The 19,697-nt window shown below is 63.3% G+C and carries 16 protein-coding genes; 8 read left to right on the top strand and 8 right to left on the bottom strand.

The features are described 5' to 3' along the window. Window positions 1-33: 33 nt before the first annotated feature. The 6 genes from glcF to NUH88_RS06255 all read right to left on the bottom strand — a co-directional run bounded on the left by glcF (window position 34) and on the right by NUH88_RS06255 (window position 6,570). Complete coding sequence (gene glcF, locus NUH88_RS06230) at window positions 34-1,341, bottom strand: glycolate oxidase subunit GlcF (RefSeq protein WP_257770689.1); 1,308 nt, start codon at window positions 1,339-1,341, stop codon at window positions 34-36. Between the two features lie 5 nt (window positions 1,342-1,346). Then, entirely contained in the window at window positions 1,347-2,570 is a 1,224-nt protein-coding gene (locus NUH88_RS06235; protein WP_257770691.1) for an FAD-binding protein, read from the bottom strand. 38 nt (window positions 2,571-2,608) lie between these two features. Beyond that, entirely contained in the window at window positions 2,609-3,652 is a 1,044-nt protein-coding gene (gene ppk2 / locus NUH88_RS06240) for a polyphosphate kinase 2 (RefSeq protein ID WP_257770692.1), read from the bottom strand. A gap of 75 nt (window positions 3,653-3,727) precedes the next feature. Continuing rightward, entirely contained in the window at window positions 3,728-5,215 is a 1,488-nt protein-coding gene (locus NUH88_RS06245; RefSeq protein WP_257770694.1) for an FAD-linked oxidase C-terminal domain-containing protein, read from the bottom strand. A gap of 176 nt (window positions 5,216-5,391) precedes the next feature. Then, on the bottom strand, window positions 5,392-5,517 hold the full coding sequence (ykgO, locus tag NUH88_RS06250; protein WP_193186635.1) for a type B 50S ribosomal protein L36: 126 nt from the start codon (window positions 5,515-5,517) through the stop codon (window positions 5,392-5,394). A gap of 129 nt (window positions 5,518-5,646) precedes the next feature. Next, a complete protein-coding gene (locus NUH88_RS06255) occupies window positions 5,647-6,570 on the bottom strand; it encodes a methyltransferase domain-containing protein (protein WP_257770697.1) in 924 nt (307 codons plus the stop codon). A 288-nt stretch (window positions 6,571-6,858) separates the two neighbouring features. On the opposite strand from NUH88_RS06255, the gene NUH88_RS06260 reads away from it, so the two are divergent. Beyond that, window positions 6,859-7,668: an acyl-CoA thioesterase gene (locus NUH88_RS06260; protein WP_257770698.1), complete on the top strand. Its 810-nt coding sequence runs from the start codon at window positions 6,859-6,861 to the stop codon at window positions 7,666-7,668. A gap of 3 nt (window positions 7,669-7,671) precedes the next feature. On the opposite strand, the gene NUH88_RS06265 is transcribed toward NUH88_RS06260, so the two are convergent. Beyond that, window positions 7,672-9,276 (bottom strand): 5-guanidino-2-oxopentanoate decarboxylase, encoded by a 1,605-nt coding sequence (locus NUH88_RS06265; RefSeq protein WP_257770700.1) that lies wholly within the window; start codon window positions 9,274-9,276, stop codon window positions 7,672-7,674. Between the two features lie 149 nt (window positions 9,277-9,425). On the opposite strand from NUH88_RS06265, the gene NUH88_RS06270 reads away from it, so the two are divergent. From NUH88_RS06270 to NUH88_RS06300, 7 genes are all read left to right on the top strand, one after another. Beyond that, window positions 9,426-10,172, top strand: a complete 747-nt coding sequence (locus NUH88_RS06270; RefSeq protein WP_257770701.1) for an aldolase — start codon at window positions 9,426-9,428, stop codon at window positions 10,170-10,172. Between the two features lie 121 nt (window positions 10,173-10,293). Next, window positions 10,294-11,214 carry a hypothetical protein gene (locus tag NUH88_RS06275; RefSeq protein ID WP_257770702.1) on the top strand — a complete coding sequence of 307 codons (921 nt, stop codon included), beginning with the start codon at window positions 10,294-10,296 and terminating at the stop codon, window positions 11,212-11,214. Beyond that, complete coding sequence (locus NUH88_RS06280) at window positions 11,211-13,505, top strand: glycosyltransferase family 2 protein (RefSeq protein WP_257770703.1); 2,295 nt, start codon at window positions 11,211-11,213, stop codon at window positions 13,503-13,505. Before NUH88_RS06275 ends, NUH88_RS06280 begins: the two co-directional genes overlap by 4 nt. A 2-nt stretch (window positions 13,506-13,507) precedes the next feature. After that, window positions 13,508-14,374 (top strand): class I SAM-dependent methyltransferase, encoded by an 867-nt coding sequence (locus tag NUH88_RS06285; RefSeq protein ID WP_257770704.1) that lies wholly within the window; start codon window positions 13,508-13,510, stop codon window positions 14,372-14,374. Between the two features lie 37 nt (window positions 14,375-14,411). Next, window positions 14,412-15,392: a calcium-binding protein gene (locus NUH88_RS06290; RefSeq protein WP_257770706.1), complete on the top strand. Its 981-nt coding sequence runs from the start codon at window positions 14,412-14,414 to the stop codon at window positions 15,390-15,392. Window positions 15,393-15,480: 88 nt separating this feature from the next. Continuing rightward, window positions 15,481-17,223: a type I secretion system permease/ATPase gene (locus NUH88_RS06295; protein WP_257770708.1), complete on the top strand. Its 1,743-nt coding sequence runs from the start codon at window positions 15,481-15,483 to the stop codon at window positions 17,221-17,223. Next, a complete protein-coding gene (locus tag NUH88_RS06300) occupies window positions 17,220-18,524 on the top strand; it encodes an HlyD family type I secretion periplasmic adaptor subunit (RefSeq protein ID WP_257770709.1) in 1,305 nt (434 codons plus the stop codon). The genes NUH88_RS06295 and NUH88_RS06300 overlap by 4 nt, the downstream gene beginning before the upstream one ends. A 3-nt stretch (window positions 18,525-18,527) precedes the next feature. Here NUH88_RS06300 and NUH88_RS06305 read toward each other — a convergent pair whose 3' ends face one another. Then, window positions 18,528-19,697, bottom strand: a complete 1,170-nt coding sequence (locus tag NUH88_RS06305) for a pyridoxal-phosphate-dependent aminotransferase family protein (protein ID WP_257770710.1) — start codon at window positions 19,695-19,697, stop codon at window positions 18,528-18,530.

Here is a 19,697-nt window from a genome sequence, read left to right on the forward strand (position 1 = left end):
GCGCAGCCGGCGTTCCTGCCAAGTCCCGGCCGATCACATCCTGTCGAGCACGTCCGGTTTCGGCCCGCCTGTCGCCCAGTCGAGCAGCTCGACCGTATGCAGGATCGGCACCTCTGTGCCGGAGCCGATCTGTGTGATGCAGCCGAGATTGCCGGCCGCGATCACCTCCGGTTTCGTCTTCGCGATATTGGCCATCTTTCGGTCCCGCAAACGGGCCGCGAGCTTCGGCTGCAGCATGTTGTAGGTCCCGGCCGACCCGCAGCAGAGGTAGCCTTCCGGCACATCGCTGACGGTGAAACCGGCCCGCTTCAGAAGCGCCTGCGGAAGGCTCTTGATCTTCTGGCCGTGCTGCATCGAACAGGCGGAGTGATAGGTCACCCGCATGCCGTCGCCCGCAGCCGTTTCCGGCAGGCCGATCTCGGTCAGCAGTTCGGTGACATCCTTTGCCTTCGATGCGATCCGCGCGGCCGTCTCCGCGTAGGCCGGATCCTCGCGCAACAGGAAGCCGTAATCCTTCACCGTCGTGCCGCAGCCGGAGGCATTGATCACCACCGCGTCGAGACCGCCTTCTTCCGCCTCCAGTGCCGCCCAAGCGTCGATATTCACGCGGGCAGAGGCCATGGCGCTCTCCTCCTTGCCCATATGGTGGGTCAGCGCGCCGCAACAGCCGGCAGTCTTGGGCACCACCACCTCGACCCCGAGCCGCGTCAGCAGACGGATGGTCGCGTCGTTGATCGACGGCGCCAGCGCCCGCTGGGCACAGCCGGCGAGCATCGCGACCCGCATCTTCCGCGCGCCCGCGGCCACATGGGTGCCTGGCTTGTCGAGCGGGCTGCGCACCGGGAACCGTTTCGGCGCGAGCGACAGCATCGCCTTGATCCGACCGCCGAGCGCGTCGCCGAACAGGCCGGCGAAGGGCCGCATCATGGCGGCGCCGAGCAAGGCGAAGCGGAAACGGTTCGGGTATGGAAGCAGGAAGGCAAGCAGGGCCCGCAATCCGCGGTCGAGCAGCGGACGGCGGTAAGTTTCCTCGATATGGGTCCGGGCATGATCGACCAGGTGCATGTAATTCACACCGGACGGACAGGTGGTCATGCAGGAGAGACAGGAGAGACAGCGGTCTACATGCCGAACGACCTCGTCGTTGGCCGGCTTGCTGTTCTCGAGCATGTCTTTGATCAGATAAATCCGGCCGCGCGGACTGTCGAGCTCGTCACCAAGCAGGACGAAGGTCGGGCAGGTCGCTGTGCAGAAGCCGCAATGCACGCATTTGCGCAGGATGGACTCGCTTTCCCGGGTAGCGGGGTCGGCAAGCTGGGCGAGAGTGAAGTTCGTCTGCATCCGTCTCAGACCCCCGCATACATGCGGCCGGGATTGAGGATCTGCTTCGGGTCGAAGCTCTCCTTCACCCTCCGGCTGAGTGCCGCGACCGGTGCTGGCTGCGGATGGAAAACTGGGACTGCCGCGCGAACGTCAGTTGTCGCTCTGACCAGGGTCGCGTGACCGCCGACAGCATCGACCGCCGTCCTTACTTCTCTTGCCGCGGCATCGGTCGAGGCCGGGAGCTGCAGCCAGATCAGGCCCCCCGCCCAGTCCGAGAACCAGGCGGCCCCGTCGAGCTTCGAAAGTTCCTCGGCGACACTGGCACCCGCCGATGGCGGCACCGAAATGCGCCAGACCGGGTCCTGCACCGGTGTGGCGAGATATTGCACGTCCCGCACCTCGAGCCAGAAACTGCGGCTGTTCATGGTGTGCAACTCTTCGATTGCGCCGAAGCCGGCGAGTTCCGCGCGCAGATCCGCGCAGCGGCGTTCGACCGAAGGGCCGAAACCCTCGATGCGCAGGGCAGTAACCGACCGGCCCGCATCCTTGATATAGGAAACGGCGGATTTCGCCGCGAGATCGGCGGGCACGTGCGCGGCGGCGGAAACCTCGTGCGCACTGTTCATCGCTGCGCTCATGGCTTTCACGGCCTCTGCCGGATCCAGTCCCAGGACCAGCACTGTGTAGACTTTCTCCGGGCGCGGCAGAACCTTGACGTCGATCTTCGTCACGGCGGCGAGCGTGCCATAGGAGCCGCAGATCAGCTTCGGCAGATCGTACCCGGTAACGTTCTTCACCACGCGCGCGCCGGATTTGAACTGCTCCGCCCGGCCGCTCACCGCCTCGAAACCCAGCAGATGATCGCGGGCCGAGCCGGACTTGATACGCCGCGGCCCACCGCTATTGATCATCAAAGCCCCGGCGAGGCTGCCTTCTGAGGAGGTGCCGCCGAGAAGGGCTGTCAGATCCATCGGCTCGAAAGCGAGCATCTGGTTGTGTTCGGCGAGAAGTTTCTCGATTTCGGCCATCGGCGTCGCCGGACCGGCGGTCAGAACCAGTTCCGCCGGCTCGTAATCGATCACGCCCGCGAGGGCGGAAAGATCCAGCACCGTTTCCGCCTGAAACGGCCGCCCGAGCGCCCGCTTGCTTCCACGTCCGACGAGCTCGAGGGGTTCGCCGTTCGCGACCGCCCAGGCAACCGCCTCCTCAACCTGCCGCGAATCCTCCGGCTTCAATGTAGACGCCATATCACTCCAAATTCATGCGCGGGTGGCCCCCGCGGCCGTTAGTTCGTTTTCTCGTCGCCGTCACCGGCGTTGCGACTGCGCTGCAGGTCCGGATGCAGGGACTTTCCGAGAATATGCTCGTCCTGCCCGAACACGTGGGCGCCGGAGCCCACAATCAAGGGGTCAGGCCCCCGCACCACGCGCCGGTCCTTATTGTCATAGGGCAGCGTGGAGAGGAAGTGCTGCATGCAGGCAATCCGCGCGCGCTTCTTGTCGTCCGATTTGATGATCGTCCAGGGCGCGTCGGCAGTGTCCGTATAGAAGAACATCGCCTCCTTGGCCTCGGTATAGTCCTCCCATTTGTCGAGGGAGGCCTTATCGATCGGCGACAGCTTCCACTGCTTCAGCGGATCCGTTTCCCGTGCCTTGAAGCGGCGGCGCTGCTCGGCCTGGGTCACCGAGAACCAGTATTTGTAGAGACGGATGCCGGACCTGGTCAGCATCTGCTCAAGTACCGGTGTCTGGCGCATGAACTCGAGATAATCGTTCGGCGAGCAGAAGCCCATGACGCGCTCGACCCCGGCGCGGTTGTACCAGGAGCGGTCGAACATCACGAGCTCACCGCCGGTCGGCAGATGTTCGATATAGCGCTGGAAGAACCACTGGTTCTTCTCCCGCTCGCTCGGCTTGTCGAGCGCGACCACATGGGCGCCGCGCGGGTTCAGATGTTCCATGAAGCGCTTGATGGTTCCGCCCTTGCCGGCCGCGTCGCGCCCCTCGAACAGGATGACCACTTTCTGCCCGCTCTCCTGGATCCAGCGCTGGGCCTTCAGCAGCTCGGCCTGCAGATTGGCCTTCTGGCGCTCGTAGACCGCCCGCTTCATCTTCTCCTTGTACGGATATTCGCCGGTCTCGAAGATCCGGCGGATATCCTCGGGCGAGTGGCGCATCTCGGAGAGATGGTGCAACGCGACCGCCGTCTCCTCGTGCGCCTCGTCGCTATATGTCGGTTTCGCCGGAACTTTCCGGGCCACTCTTGGCTTGCGCCCTGCCGTGCCATTGGCCTTGCCCGGCACGGCCGAAGGCTTCGATGCGTCGGTCATCGTCGATCTCCCTTTTCCACCGGTCCCCATGACAATGAATAGGCGCCCACAATCGCGGGCAGGCATTGATCGAAATCAAAAACGCGGAATGTCCTGAAATGGCATTTGCCCGCCGGATATATGCATGCGGCCAAGCTCGGCGCAGCGATGAAGCTGCGGGAAGACCTTGCCCGGGTTCAGGAGTCCCTCCGGATCGAAAGCGCATTTGACCCGCTGCTGCTGATTGAGATCGCTCTCGGTGAACATCTCGCCCATCAGGTCGCGCTTCTCGATCCCGACCCCGTGCTCGCCGGTCAGCACGCCGCCGAGCTCGACGCACGCGGTCAGGATATCGGCGCCGAAGGCCTCCGCGCGCTCCAGCTCGCCTTCCTTGTTCGCATCGAACAGGATCAGCGGATGCAGGTTTCCGTCGCCGGCATGGAAAACATTGGCGACCCGGAGATTGTGCTTCTTCGACATCTCGCTCATGCGGCTCAGGATCTCGGGGAGCTGCTTGCGCGGGATCGTGCCGTCCATGCACATATAATCCGGCGTGATTCGGCCGACAGCGGGAAAGGCCGCCTTGCGGCCAGCCCAGAAATTATTGCGTTCGTCCTCGTTCTCGCTGATCCGAGCTTCGGTCGCGCCATTGGCCTCGGCGATCTCCTTGACCCGGCCGATCAGGTAATCGACCTCCACTTCCGGGCCGTCGAGTTCGATGATCAGCAGCGCTCCGGCATCGCGCGGATAGCCCGCATGGACGAAGTCCTCGGCCGCGTTGATCGCCGGATTATCCATCATCTCCATGCCGCCGGGAATGATCCCCGCGCCGATGACGTCGGCAACGCAAGCCCCGGCCGCCTCAGCCGTCGGAAAGCCGACCAGCACCGCGCGTGCGGTGGTCGGCTTGCGCAGGATGCGGACGGTGATCTCGGTCACGACGCCGAGCAGTCCTTCCGATCCGGTGATCAGGCCCAGGAAGTCGTAGCCGTCGGCCTCCAGGTGCTTGCCGCCGAACCGCAAAATCTCGCCGTCGATGGTGACGAACTCGACGCCGAGCACGTTGTTGGTGGTGAGGCCGTATTTCAGGCTGTGCACGCCGCCGGAATTCTCAGCGATGTTGCCGCCGATCGAACAGGCGATCTGGCTTGAGGGATCCGGCGCGTAATAGAAACCATCATCTTGAACCGCGTGGGTGATGCCGAGATTGGTGACGCCCGGCTGGGTCACCACGGCCCGGTTCTCGTAATCGATCTCAAGGATCCGGTTGAACTTGCCAAGTCCGAGCAGCACCCCGTCGGCCAGCGGCAGGGCGCCGCCGGAGAGTCCGGTTCCGGCACCTCGCGGGACCACCTTAACGCCAGCGGACTTGCAGTATTTAAGGATACGGGCGACCTGCTCCGTCGTTTCCGGCAGAACAACGATCATCGGGAGCTGGCGGTAGGCGGAGAGACCGTCCGTCTCGTAGACCCGCATCTCGTCGTCTGCGGTGATCACCCCCTCGCCGGGCACAATGGCGCGCAGCGCGGCCGCGATTTCCTCGCGGCGTTCGATTACGGACCGGTCCGGTTCCGGCATCTGCATTTCGCTCTCCTGAGGTCTTTTTCAGCCCACAATAAGACCGTCCAACCCAAGGGGCAATCTGACGTCGATATTCCGGCAGGCAAGATTACATCCCGCGATGCGGAATGGAGAATCCGGATATGAAAAAGGCGGCGGTCCTTGCGGACGGCCGCCTTGATCGGATCAGGCCGGGGCGGTTAGCCCTGGCGTGCCTTGAAGCGCGGATTCTGCTTGTTGATCACGTAGGTCCGGCCCTTGCGGCGGATGACGCGACAATTGCGGTCCCGCTTCTTCAGCGTCTTGATCGAATTCGCGATTTTCATGACACGAGTCCAAAAAATCCTGTCTGGAGGACCTTCCGGCCCTCGGGAAGCGGGGAACATATGGTGGTGGATGGAGGATGTCAACGCCTGATCCCGGAAAAATCGGCCCGGAACGCAGGCAGGTCAGGCTCAGCCTTTTACCGGCTTCAGAGCGAAATAACGATGCAGCTGAACCTCGCCCGCTTCGAGCAGCGCCGCGAGCCGCGCCCAGCGCTCCACCTCGCCCATCAGGATCGGGAGCTGGTTCTTGGAGGCCTTGATCTTACCTTCCTGATAGCGGTCGATGAAGCTCTGGAAAGCGCGGGTCATATAGCCGTGATAATCCTTGCTGATATCCTCGGAGACCCGGACATCCAGCCCCAGGGCCTCGATCTCCTGATGATAGCGGTCGACGGTCCAGAGATGGATCGGGAACGGGTCGCTCTCGATCCATTTCTTGAGCGACGGCGACGGATCCTTGTCGGACGCCAGCATGAAATCCGTGAGAGACAGCTGCCCGTACATTCGCATCGCACGTTTGATGGTCCGCAGCATCCTGGTCTTGTCTTCCGTACGAAACAGAAACTCGCGGGTCAGGATGCAGTCGAAACTATTCGCCTTCAGCGAGATCTTCGCCGGATCGAATTCCTGCAGCTTGATCTTCGATCTGACCTGCGACATGTCGATGTTGCGCTGGGATATCTCCGCGAGTTCGGGAACATTCTCCAAAAGGGTCGCGTAGCAGCCGAACTTACTGGAAACGGCGACAGTGCCGCCACCCATTCCGCTGCTGATATCCAGCAGGTTCATCTGGTTATCGAGCGCGAACGGTTTGGCGAGCGTGAGCACGTGCTGAGGGCCGCCGGGCATGTTGAAGCCCTTGCCCCAGATGGTCTCTATCATTTCGATGGTCTTCGGATGCCAGGGACCGAGAACCTCTTCCTCGACCACTTCCTCTTCGGGCTCGTATTCGACCTCGAAGTTCGGCTCCTCAACCGACAAGGCGCGCAGAATTTTGTACCAGGCGCGTCTTACGCGCCGGACAAACTGCGGCCCTCTTGTCGCCTCAGCCAAATGATCCCCCCCGGTCCAAAAGAAACAGGCTCGCTATTCCAGACGTGTTTAGACCCTGAATTTTTTAACAATTTATTGATCCTAAAGCGAGCCGCTCACATCACACATACATTTTTACTCGCAAAGAAGAAGTCTTACTTAATGACACCGCAAGACTTCGGCAAAGAAATTTCGATTGTACGCGGAGGCGTAGCGCCAAATGTCCCATCAGGCGATACGCACGATTGACGCCGGTTCCGCGAATCCGGCTATGCTCCGCGTCCGTCAGACCACAATCAGGCTAAGATCATGTCTTCAGATTTCGAAGAAACGTTCCGCGGCGATGTAAAAGCATGGGAATGCGACGTCGTCGAACATTTCACCGTGGCGTACTACTACGAGAAATTCGAGGCAGCGGCCTGGCGTTTTCTCCGGGAAAGCGGCGTCGACCCGCGCGAGGCACGGACCACCGACTGCTATACGCGTTATCATGCCGAACTCCGGAAAGGCGATCTCTTCCATATCGAAAGTGCTCTGATCCAGACCGGCCTTAGGCCGGTGATCGCACACAAACTCTATAATTCCGATACCGGCACCGTCTGTACCACCATGGAACAGACGTTGGACGGCGCCTCGCTTCCGGGCTCAGCCGCCCATTGGGACGGACCGGTGCGTGAAGAACGGGCACCGGTGAAGGACAGCGCGACCTGGGTACGCGCAGGGACCGACGTTGTTCGGCCGAGCGATCTCGATTGGACCGGCAAGCTTGGCCTTGGCGGCCTGATCCACCAGTTCTCGGGCTCCGGGTTCCACGCTCTCGCCTCAATCGGCCTCAGTCCGACCTTCCTCCGGGAGAACCGGCGCGGTTTCTCGACTTTTGAATTTCAGATCGAGATGGATCACTGGCCCGAAGGTGGCGACCTCGTCCATGTCGAGAGCACGGTCGCGCATGTAGGCTCGTCCTCGATCCGTCTTGTACACCGGCTCATCGACACGACGCGCGGCAAAAGGCTCGCAGAACTCGGCCAGTTCGGCGTGCTTCTCGATCTCGATACGCGCAAACCGACACGGCTTCCGGAACCGGTCCTGGAAAAGGTCCGGGCCCTGGTCGGCGGCTGACGCTCAGCCGTTCAAAAAGGCTGCATCCGACCTGAGTTCGATCAGGGTCGGCCCGGCGGCGGTAAAGGCTTCGCCGAGGGCCCGGCCGAATGCGTCACCGCTTTCGGGGCAGGCGTAGGCGCAGCGGTAGCCTTTCGCAAGGGCCGAGAAGTCCGGTACGAGCAGGTCGGTGCCGAGCGGCTGCACTCCGGCACCGATCATGTGATCCCGGATCTCTCCGTAGCCGCCGTTGTTCCACACCACCACCGGGATCGGAAGGCGCAGTTCGGCCGCGACAATCAGTTCCTCGGCGGTGAAGAGGAGACCACCGTCGCCGGCAATAGCCATCACCGGCCGGTCCGGCACCCCGAGCTTGGCTCCGATCGCCGTCGGGACACCTGTCCCGAGCGTTCCGAAACCGTTGGGAAAGTGCCATCCGTTGGGGTGGTCGATGCGGAAATAGGACGCGCCGGTATAGGCAACCTGCGTCGAGTCGAGGGAGACAAAGCAGTTCTCCGGCAGATACTGCGCCAGCAGATCGAGCATCCGGCGGCGGTTTGCCGTTACCGGCACCTCGTGCCCGGCGAGATTCTCTTCCCGCAGCCGGGCGGCACGCCCTGCCCCATCCGCCGACGGCGCTCCCGTGAAGGCGCGAGAAAGCGCTTCCAGACTCATCTTCGCATCGCCGAGGATCGAGACGTCGGGCCGGAAACTCCGGACCAATTGCGCCGGATCGATATCGACCCGGATCAGGCGGCGTCCCAGACGGATCTCCGGAGTCGGTGCCCAGAAGCTGGTCTCGGCCAGTTCCGTACCGGCGGCGAGAACCAGATCGGCGTCCGCGAGCGCCTTCTGTGTCGCCTGGAGCTCAAGCGTGGCCCCGGCGCTGAGCGCATGAGTCTCCGGCACCGCTCCCTTCGCCGCCGTCGTGGTGACGATCATCGCGCCGGTTTTCCCGGCCAGCTCCAGTGCTTGCGGTCCGCACCACTTGGCGCCGCCGCCGAGAAGGATGACTGGGGCCGAGGCTTCCGAGAGCAGCTTTGCCGCCTCTGCAATCGCAGCGCTGTCCGGCGCCGGTTTCGGCGTGCGGGGCCAAGCGGAAATATCGATATCGCAGGGAGTGTCGAACAGGTCCCTGGGCACCTCAATCCCGACTGGCCGTGGCCGGCTGCTGTCGAAACGGGCGAAGGCCTGCGCGAAGATTTCCGGCAGGTTCTCGGGAGCGCGGAGCTGATGATTGAACGCGGTAACTGTACGAGCCGCATCGTGTTGATCGGGCATCTCGTGCAGAAAGCCCTGCCCCATGGCGAGTTCGTTGCTCTTGTTCGCCGCGGCGACGACCAGCATGGGCACGGAATCCGAATAGGCTTGCCCGATCCCCGTCGTCGCGTTCAGCAATCCCGGCCCGGTGATGACCGAGCAAGCGGCCGGCCGGCCGCTCGCCAGCGCATAGCCATAGGCCATCAGCGATGCGCCCTGCTCATGGCGAGGCGTCACATGACGGAGCCCGCTCGCCGCCAGTCCCCGGTAAAAGGCGACCGTATGCACGCCCGGGATCCCGAAAATCGTATCGATCCCGTAGCTTTCCATCAGTCCGACGATCGCGTCGGCGCAACTCTTCGCGGACATTCCGCCCCCTTGCCGTCTCTCGATTGGCGCCGCATTGGCCGTGATCCCTGCGCCGCTTGACACTTCACGCGACCCTAGCCGCCGGTCTATCGTCGGCAAAACAACAATTTCTTATGTCCGCATAAGCCGATCTGCCGGGGAGAGACCGCATGAACACCGATATCCGCCAAGCCCGTATCGACCTCGCCTGCTCCCTGCGATGGGCGGCGCGCTATGGTCTCAACGAAGGGGTCGACAACCATTTCTCGCTCGCCCTTCCGGACGATGACGGCGTGATGCGCGGTAACCGCTTCCTGATCAACCCGTTCGGCTGGCACTGGTCGGAGGTGACCGCCTCCTCCATGGTGCTCTGCGACGGCGACGGCAACATCCTGGAAGGCGACGAGACCGTCGAGGACACCGCCTTCTTCATCCATAGCGAGATGCACAAGGCGGTGCCGAGCGCGGTCTGCATCATGCACACCCATCAGCCCTACGCGACCGCCCTTACCCTGCTCGAGGACGGGCGGCTGGAGATGTGCGAGCAGAACGCGCTGATGTTCGACGGCCGGATCGCTTACGACGACGAGTATGGCGGTCTTGCGCTCGACGAGAACGAGGGTGCGCGGATGGCCAGCAAGATCGGCAACAAGTCGGTCCTGTTCCTCGCCTGCCACGGCGTCATCACCACCGGCCCGACGGTGCAAGATACCTTCAACGATCTCTACTATCTGGAACGTGCCGCGAAGTTCCAGGTGCTGGCCAAGTCCACCGGCCGGAAGCTGCGCTCGATCCCGGAGGAAACCCGCGCCCATACCCGCCAGCAGGCCTCGACCGAGAATGCCCGCGTCGCAGATCGCCACTTCAAGGCACTCCGTCGCATGCTGGAGAAGGAAGAGCCCGAATTCCTCAACTGACCGAAGCCGGCCGTCAACGAATACGCCTTTATTTAGAATGAGTTGAAAGAAATTAAGGCTTTCGTTGCATATTGAATGGTGGCACGATCCCCCTTCCTCTTGAGCCGGAAGGCTCTACGGCATGGGGCCGAGATCGATGGACGGGCACGGGAAAATCGGGGGGAGCAGAGCGGTTCTGCGGGTCGAGGGCCCGCCGCCTTACCTTGCCGCGTTGCACGACAGCACCGACCACCGCAGCTTCTACGACAGCTCCGACAATTGCGCCCTCGTCCTGGATGCTATCGCGAAAATAGTCGGCAGGTTCCGGATCGCGCTCCTTACGATCGACGTATTCGACACCGCTCTGCTTCGCGCCCGGAAGTCCGAAGCGGCAAGGTTCCGGAGCGCAGCCGAGCGTTTTGTCCGCGCGGCGGCGGCCAAGGCTGAATCTCCGGGCTTTTCCGCCAATGATGCTTTTCTTGCCCGCGTGACCGCCGCACGCGCGGCGTATGCAATGCGACGGCCGGGCGCCGAGGATTGCGACCCAACTTTCGACACCATCGCGGCGGGCGCCTGCGCCCTGCTCGGCCAGCCTGACCTGACCCAGCTCTACATCGAGACGGAGATCGAAGCCGAGATCGAGGATGTCATGCTCAATCCGCTGATCCCTCTTATCGAACGGCGCTTTCCCCGGTTGCGCACCGCCTTTCTCTCCGACACGTATCTGGAAGGCGTGCGGGTGAGCCGGATACTGGCAGCGAAGCTCCGCACGCGAAAACGCCCCCGGACCTTGTCCTCGGCCGACGGGTACGGGAGCAAGGCTGCTGGCACGCTCTTCGATCATGTCGAGCGGAGCTTACGTATCGAGCCGGCGCACGCCCTGCACCTCGGCGACAATCTGCAAAGCGACTATCTGAGCGCGAAACGGCGCGGCTGGCAGGCACTCCACCTGCCGGTTCCCGAAGCCGAACTGAATGCCCGTCGCGTCTGCTTCGAGAAAGCTGTCGGACGCACTCGATCAACCGACGGTGCGCTTCGCCGCGAGCTGGCATTCGTGCCATGAAGAAACAACGACCGACACCGGCCCAATTGACGCAATTCGGACACGACCTCCTCGGTCCGATCGTCAATCTCTATTTCCTAAGACTGCACGCCCATCTTCTGCAAACGGATCCGGTAGCGGACCGCATCCTGTTCCTGCTCCGCGCCGGACTGCGTCTGAAATCCCTCTACGAGATATGGCTCGCATGCAGGGACCTGGCGTTGCAGGAGCATGTTCATTTACTTCGCACCTCGCGGCTGATGGCCGTCAAAGGCACCTATGCGGCCAGCCCCTCCCTCGCCCTGACCGCCCTTGGCTCAGAGCTCGAAGGAGAACCGCTCGACCGGATCGTGCGTGGCCTGCTGCGCGCGGAACAATCCCGGGAGACGCCACTCTCCATCCCGGAAGTACCCCCGCAGCCGCTGCACGATTTCCTCCAATCAGACGCTCCGACAGCGGAGCGGGTGCGCCGGCATCTGCGCCGTCAGTCACGCCTCTTTGCCGATTATGTCGAAGCCGTCGCAGGCTCTGCCGAACGGCTGCTCTTGATCGACACGGGATGGCGCGGCACGCAACAGCTCCTGTTCGAGCAGGCGTTCGACGATTGGCATTGGTCCGGGCTCTATTTCGGCTGCATCGGGCGCGCCAGCATATCGGGCGAACAGCCCGCGGCGATGACCGGGCTGATGTTCGACACCCCGCTCTTCGACCCGGACCAGCCCGCCTCCATTCTGCTGCAGCACCGGCACCTGATCGAAAGCGTTTTCGAGCCAAACGTTCCATCGATCGAGCGCATCGACCACAGCGATATAGATCGCGCCAGAAAAGGACGCTCCGAAACGATTAGGGAGAAACGGCTTGCGGACCCCGCCTTTGACGGCGTGTGCGCCTATCTCCGGAAGTTTGCGACGGCATCTCCCACGGAAGCCCTGGACCGCTACGAGGGCGCATTGCGGTCTCTGTCGCGCCTGATCTCGGAGCCGGACACGGCGGCAATCGCGTTGCTGGCCCGCAAACCGCGCTCGCTCGATCTCGGCCGGACCGGCGCCGTCGGCGCTCTCCTGCCGGCATGCGACAGGTTTCCGGAAGACAGTCCGGAGCAAAGAGTCGAGGACTCGCTCTGGCCTCCCGGTCAGGCCGCGCTCGAATTCAGCGGACAGCGCCGCCTGCGCGTGCAGCGCCGCTTGCTCGAAAAGATAACGCTGCCCGCCGCTCCGAAGACCGAAGACCGTGTCGCAATCGTCACCCGGACAAAGGATCGTCCGCTCCTGTTCCGGCGCGCCGCCGAGAGTGTTTCCCGCCAGAGCTACGGTAACTATGTCTGGGTGGTGGTGAATGACGGCGGAGACCCGGGTCCCGTCCGGGACATCCTCTCGGAAACAGCAATCGACCCGGCCCGCATCCTCTTTTGCTCCTTCGACGACAGCCAGGGCATGGAGGCCGCCTCGAACGCAGGCATCCGGAATAGCCGGTCCGACCTGATCGTGATCCACGACGACGACGACAGCTGGGAGCCCGACTTCCTTGCCCGAACAGTCGGCTTCCTCGGCGAGCATGAGGCTCTCTATGACGGCGTGGTCACGCACAGTACCCACGTGACCGAGGAAATCAGCAACGGCTCTGTCATCGAACGCGATCGCAAGCCGTTCAATGGCTGGCTCTCGACCGTCCAGCTCGCGGAAATGGCTGTCGCCAACAGTTTCCCGCCGATCGCCTTCCTCTATCGCCGCGCACTCTGGGAGCGGCTCGAGGGATATGACGAGAGCCTGCCGGTGTTGGGGGACTGGGACTTCAATCTGCGCTTCCTGCTGGAAGCGGATATCGGCGTTCTGGATGCGCCGCTTGCCAACTACCACCACCGCACCGGCACGACGGCAAAGGACACTTACGCAAACTCCGATCTCGCGGCCAGAAATCCGCATATCGCCTACAACGCGCTAATCCGGAACAAGTATCTGCGCGGCGGGGCGGCTGACCCGAAGCTCCGGGCGCTGGCCTCGCTGATGGGAGATGCCTATCTGCAGGAAGACCTCCGCGCGCGGATCGAATCCGTCAGGCCGGCGGCGATGCGGCCGGGAACCTGTGAGGACGTCGCGGCCTTGAGATCCCGCCTCACGGCGCAGCGGAACGAACTGCACCGTGGCCGGATCCTGCTGCATATGACCGTCTCGGAGATCATTCGCTCCCGCGGGCTCTCGATCGGCGTCGACGAGATGATCCGGCAGCTATCCGGCCTTGCCGACGAATATGCCGAGACCGCCGGATTATCCGCCTCCACCGGACGGCAAGCGGACTGGACCGGGTCGAGATGAGCATGGGCAAACTTACATCGAGCGCCTTTCTACACGCGCCGCGGGACAGCTCTCATGCGATGGAAGACCGGTTGAAACGGGTACGTACGGCTCTTGCGAGCTGCACAGGACTGGACCGGAACCAATTGCCGCCGGACAACATGATCAACCGGATCGGATATTCGGGGGTTCCACAGTTCCTTGCCGCGCAGAGTATCCATTTCGAGGAGATGGTACAGCGCGGCCGGATCGAGCCGGACGAAACGGTGCTCGATCTCGGCTGCGGTTGCGGCCGGCTTGCCACTCCCTTCGCCCAATATCTCGACGGCGGCACCTATATCGGGATCGACGTCTGGCGCGAGGCGCTCGACTGGTGCCGCGGTACGGTCAAGGCCCGCAGCGGCACAATGCGCTTCATCGAGCGGGAAACCGTGAACAAATACTCTTTCGAGATCCGAAAGCCGATCTCCCGAAACAGCTATCACCTCTCCGAACTCCAGCACGAACAGATCGGTTTCGCCTTCGCGATCTCGCTCTTCACCCAGTTGCAGCAGCGCGACAGCCTCAGCTATCTGTCAGAGCTCGCGCGCGTCCTAAAACGGAACGCTTGCGCCTATCTCACCGCCCATGTGATCGACGACTTCTTCTTCGATTACGTCCGCCGAACCGGACGGCACCGCGCAGCAACCCAGGAAGAACCAGGTTGCTACTACGCCTATGAGGGGCAGGAGTTTTTCGCAGGCTACACGTACCGTACCTGGACCCGCATGATCGAGGACAGCGGCCTCAGGATCGTCGGATACGAGCCCGGTCATTGGGCCGGGAAACCAGGAGCTTTACATCATCAGGACACGTTTCTGGTGATCCCGCTGGGCTACAGAAAAGAATAACCGGCGCCGGCCCGGCGGCAATTGGGGGAGGTGAGACATGGCATCGCTGCCCGGAGGGTTCGACCCGGCATTGAACCTGAATATCGATACCGAACAGAGCATTCTGATCCGGGATTTCCTGGACCAGATCGGCGTTTCGGAAAGCTCCGTCGAAGAATTCACAGCTCCGGGCTCCGACGTGGCTGATGGAAGCGAGGGGCTGACGCCTGTGCTTCTTCCGGCAGACATGCCCTATGCCGCTGCCAACGTGGCCGCCGACCAGCAGATTTCGATCATATTGAATCCCGATGCGTCCGACGGATCGGTCCTGATCATCCAGGGCGAAGGTCATGCCCGAATCCGCGGCGGCGACGGGAACGACAAGATCCAGGGCGGCAGCGGCAACGATACCGTCACCGGCGGCCTCGGAGACGACCAACTCCGCGGCGGCGCGGGAGACGATGAGGTCTTCGGAGGCATCGGCGACGATCTCATCTACGGCAACAAGGGCAATGACACCATCGGCTCCGACGAAGGTGCGGACAGATTCTTCGGCGGCCAGGGCAATGACGAGATCGCCGGTGGCAACGATGACGATATCCTGGCCGGAAATCGGGATGCCGACTTGCTCTACGGCAATTCCGGCTTCGACATTCTTTACGGCAACCAGCAGGACGACACGCTCTTCGGCGGCGCCGGCGACGATACCCTCTATGGCGGCCAGAACGCGGACACGCTGATCGGTGGACGGGGAGACGATGCTCTCCACGGAAATCTCGGGGGAGACCAGTTCGTTTTCCAGAGCAACAGCGGGGTCGACGTCATTTACGACTTTGTTGCCGGTACCGATATGATCCTCGTCGCCTCGAACATCAACGGGCTGCAGGTCACCGAAGCCAGCGATCTGTTGGACCGGATATCGAGCGATGCGACCGGAAATGCGGTGATCGATTTCGGCAGCGGAAACCTTGTCACGATCGACGGGTTGAGCGCGACCGATCTCGCAAACGACATTGCCTCTTACATCACGATCAACTGAGGAAGGGCAGACCGTTCGCAACGGACTCGCATACGACCACAACCGGAAGATGTAAATTTTTAGTGGTTTTATCGGTGGATATTTCACTATGAACAGCACCGCTCCAGACGCCGGATCGTACGATCCGGCCGCCCGCTTACTTCTCGCGAAATGCGCTCCAGGGCTGGCGCTCGGCCTGGCTCTGAGTTTCGCCATTTCGCTGACGATGTTCATTCCGCCGCTCTATATGTTGAAGCTTTTTTCCGACGTCACGACCAGCGGAAGCATCGCGACAGTGACCGGCCTCTCGATCCTGGCTCTGGGTGCCGTGCTGCTGTTCTGCGTCCTCGATTACCTCCGACACTGCACATATCACCGCCTCGCCGCCTGGTTTGCGCTCCGGTTGGGAGAACAGATGCTCGAGCCGATCGCGGCCCGTGCACTCGACCGTTCCGAAACCGCGACCGGGTTGATCGGCGACGTCAATCTCGTACGGGATTTCGTCTCGGGCGGCGCCCTCACCGCCGGTCTTGAGCTGGTCTGGACGCCCATGTTCTTTTTCGCGCTCTTCCTTCTGCACCCCTATTTCGGCTGGCTCGGGCTCGCCTCCGGAGCCGGGCTGCTGACACTGGCCATCGTGAATGAATTGCTTACCCGGCGGGCCGCTGCGGAAACGACCGCGAGAGCAGGCGCCGCCTATCGGGAAATCGGCAGCGCCCTGAACTTCCCGGAGACCCTGGAAGCGATGGGCATGCTGCGCCGCCTGGGCGGGCGCTGGCGGAAGCTGAACCTCGCGATGATTACGGCAAACATCCGCTGCGCCCACCGGCATTCCATATCGATGAGTGCGGCCAAGGGGCTCCGCATGAGCCTGCAAATCGCCGTGTTCGGCGGCGGCATGCTGCTGGTGATCGATCAGTCGGCGAGCGTCGGGACCTTGATCGCGGCCTCCATCATCCTGGTCCGCGCGCTTGCCCCGTTGGAGCAGTTGCTCGACCGCTGGCGGCTATGGGGCGCCGCCGGTGGCGCCATGCGTAGATTGAGTAAAGCGCTGGACATGCCGCCGAGGATCGTGCGCGGGACGATGACGCTGCCCCGGCCCTGCCGGTCGCTGGACCTGAAGAGGGTTGTTTTCGTCCCGCCGGGCAGCAGGCAACCTGTCATCCGGGGCGTCTCTCTCCACCTGGAATTTGGCAGCTTCGTTTGTATCGCGGGCGCTGCAGCTGCGGGAAAGACGACCTTGCTTAAACTCATCGCAGGGATGTGGGTGCCGTCCGCAGGGGCGCTGACCCTCGACGGTCATGACACGCACAGTTGGAACCGCGAGAATTTCGGGCGCCATGTCGGCTACCTGCCGCAATCGCTGCAACTCTTCGGTCCGAGCGTTCGCGCGGCCATTACGCGGCTGTCCGAAGACACGTCGGATCAAGTCATCGAAGCGGCAAGACGCGCCGGTATCCACGACGCGATCGGCCGCCTGCCGAAAGGCTACGACACGGACCTCGACACCGCCCTGCCATTGTTGAGCGACGGGCAGCGCCAGCAACTCGCCATCGCGCGCGCCTTCTATGGAAGTCCCGCCTTGCTCCTGCTAGACGAACCGGACGCAAGCCTGGACCAAGCTGCGGCCCAGGCGCTCGCTGCCAGTCTGCGCGCCTTCGCGAGGCAGGGACATCTCGTGCTCGTCTCCAGCCATAGAACGGACATGCTGCGGGCGGCCGATACAGTCGTTCTGCTCGACCAGGGAAGCGTCCTCAAGATCGCTTCGCCGCGCCCCGTATCCCAACAACGGGAGCTTCCCCTCCAGGCAATTCCGGAGATGGCCCCCACCCCGGAAACGGTCGAGGCATGACCGATCTCGCCACGACCCGGCTTCCGGACAGACCGCGTGTCGGGCGGCTCGCGCTCGGGGCTCTGCTGGCGATCCTCCTTTTCGTCGCCGGGGTCGCACTCTGGAGCCGTCTGGTTCCGATAAACGCCGCGATCCTCGCCGACGGCCGCATTACCGTGCAGTCTTACAGAAAGGACATCCAGACCAGAGAAGGCGGCCGTATCGACCAGATCCTCGTAAAGGAAGGCGCTGCCGTTTCAGCCGGCGACCCGCTGCTCCGTCTCGACCCTAGTCAGGCCTGGAGCGAGCACGACATCATCCGCGATCGGCTGATGCAGACCCTGGGACGCACTGCGCGTCTCAACGCAAGCCTGATCGGCGCCGACGCACCTGACTGGCCCGCAGAGCTGACGGGTGACCACGCCTCGCCGGAGAGTGCACGTGTCATGACGATCGAAGCCACCCTGTTCGAAGCCTGGGAGCGGGAGCGCGCGGGCAAGGAACGTGTGCTGGAGCGCAGGATCGCCGAGCTGCGCGAGGAGGCCGCCTCTCTTGCCGCGGAACTCCGCTCAACCGACCGGCAATTGCCGATGATCGAGGAGGAAACCGCCGATGTCGCAACGCTTCTCAGCAAGGGGCTTGAGCGCAAACCGCGCCTCCTGGCCCTGAAGCGCGCTCGTGAAAGCCTCATCGGAGAGCGGAACGCGCTCCGGCGGCGCATCGCGCAGGCCGAGGAAAACCTGGCGGCGGCGAAGCTCAATCTCACCGCATTTCGCAGCCAACAGAAGACCGAGCTTGCGGAGGCCCTGACAGAGGCCTCGAATGAAATCGCCACACTCCGCCAGCAGCTGAAGAGCGCGCGCGACAGATTGCGCAACACGGAACTCCGGTCGCCGGTCGCGGGCGAAATCGTCGACCTCGCGTTTCATACCGTGGGCGGCGTGGCCGCGCCCGGCGAGACGATCATGAGCATCGTGCCCCGTGCCGACGAACTGGTGGTGGATGCCCGCGTGCGGGCGGGAGATATCGACGGGATCTATCGCGGCCAGCTCGCAGAAGTCCGGATCGGCGCCTACCGCTGGCGCAACCGCCCGCCGCTCGCCGCCCGCGTGATCCGGGTCTCGGCCGACCTGCTGGAGGATCCGGCGACCGGGCGGCAGTATTACGAGGCCCGGCTCCGCTTCGAGGCCGGTGGCGAGACCGCCGACCTCAAGACCGGTATGGCGGCGGATATCGCCTTCCTCACCGAGGAGCGCACCGCCGCCGATTACCTTCTGGGCCCGGTCGGCCGGGAGCTGTTCCGGGGATTCCGGGAGCCTTGAAACTCAAGCGTTGCCGGTCAGATATTCCATCGCCGCCTGGGCGCCGCCCTTCTTGTGCGGCACGCCGGCGACCGCGAGGCCCATCTCGACGCCGGAGAGCGTGCCCATCAGCATCAGGTCGTTGAAGTAACCCAGATGGCCGATGCGGAAGACCTTGCCCTTCACCTTGCCGAGACCGGAGCCGAGCGACATGTCGAACTTGTCGAGCACCACCTCGCGGTACTTGTCGGCGTCGTGGCCGTCCGGCATCAGCACGGCTGTCAACACGGGGCTGTATTCATCTGCGTTCTGGCAGAGCACCTCGAGGCCCCAAGTCTTCACTGCGCGGCGGGTCGCCTCGGCCCAGCGGTCGTGCCGGGCGAACACGTTCTCCAGCCCCTCCTCCATCATCATGTCGCAGGCCTCTTTCAGGCCGTAGAGCAGGTTGGTGGCGGGGGTGTAGGGGAACCAGCCGTCCTTGTTCATGCCGATCTGGTGCTGCCAGTCCCAGTAGGACCGGTTGATCGTCGCCTTCTCGGACGCCTTCAGCGCCTTCGGGCCAACCGCGTTGAAGCTGAGGCCCGGCGGCAGCATGAGGCCCTTCTGCGAGCCGCTGATGGTGACGTCCGCGCCCCATTCGTCGTGCCGGTAATCGGCCGAGCCGAGGCCCGAGATCGTATCGACGAGGAGCAACGCCGGATGCTTCGCCGCGTCGATCGCCTTGCGCACCGCCCTGATGTTCGAGGTGACGCCGGTCGAGGTCTCGTTATGGACGACGCAGACGCCCTTGATCTCGTGCGCCTTGTCCGCCTTCAGCCGCTCCTCGATCGCCGCCGCGTCGACGCCGTGGCGCCAGTCGCCCGGAATGACTTCCGGCTTCAGGCCGACGCGGGTCGCGAGCTCGGACCAGAGGGTGGAGAACTGGCCGGTCTCGAACATCAGCACCCGGTCGCCGGGGTTCATGGTGTTGACCAGAGCCGCTTCCCAGGCGCCGGTGCCGGAGGACGGGAAGATCACCACCGGGCATTCGGTCTTGAAGATCGGCTTCACCTTCGCCAGCACCTCGTTCGCCAGCTTCTGGAACTCGGGGCCGCGATGGTCGATGGTCGGCTGCCCGATGGCGTGCAGGATCCGGCCGGGGACATGACTCGGTCCCGGGATCTGCAGGAAATGGGGGCCGGACTTGTAGGTCAT

It is taken from the genome of Nisaea acidiphila, from assembly GCF_024662015.1.
Classification (GTDB): Bacteria; Pseudomonadota; Alphaproteobacteria; order Thalassobaculales; family Thalassobaculaceae; genus Nisaea; species Nisaea acidiphila.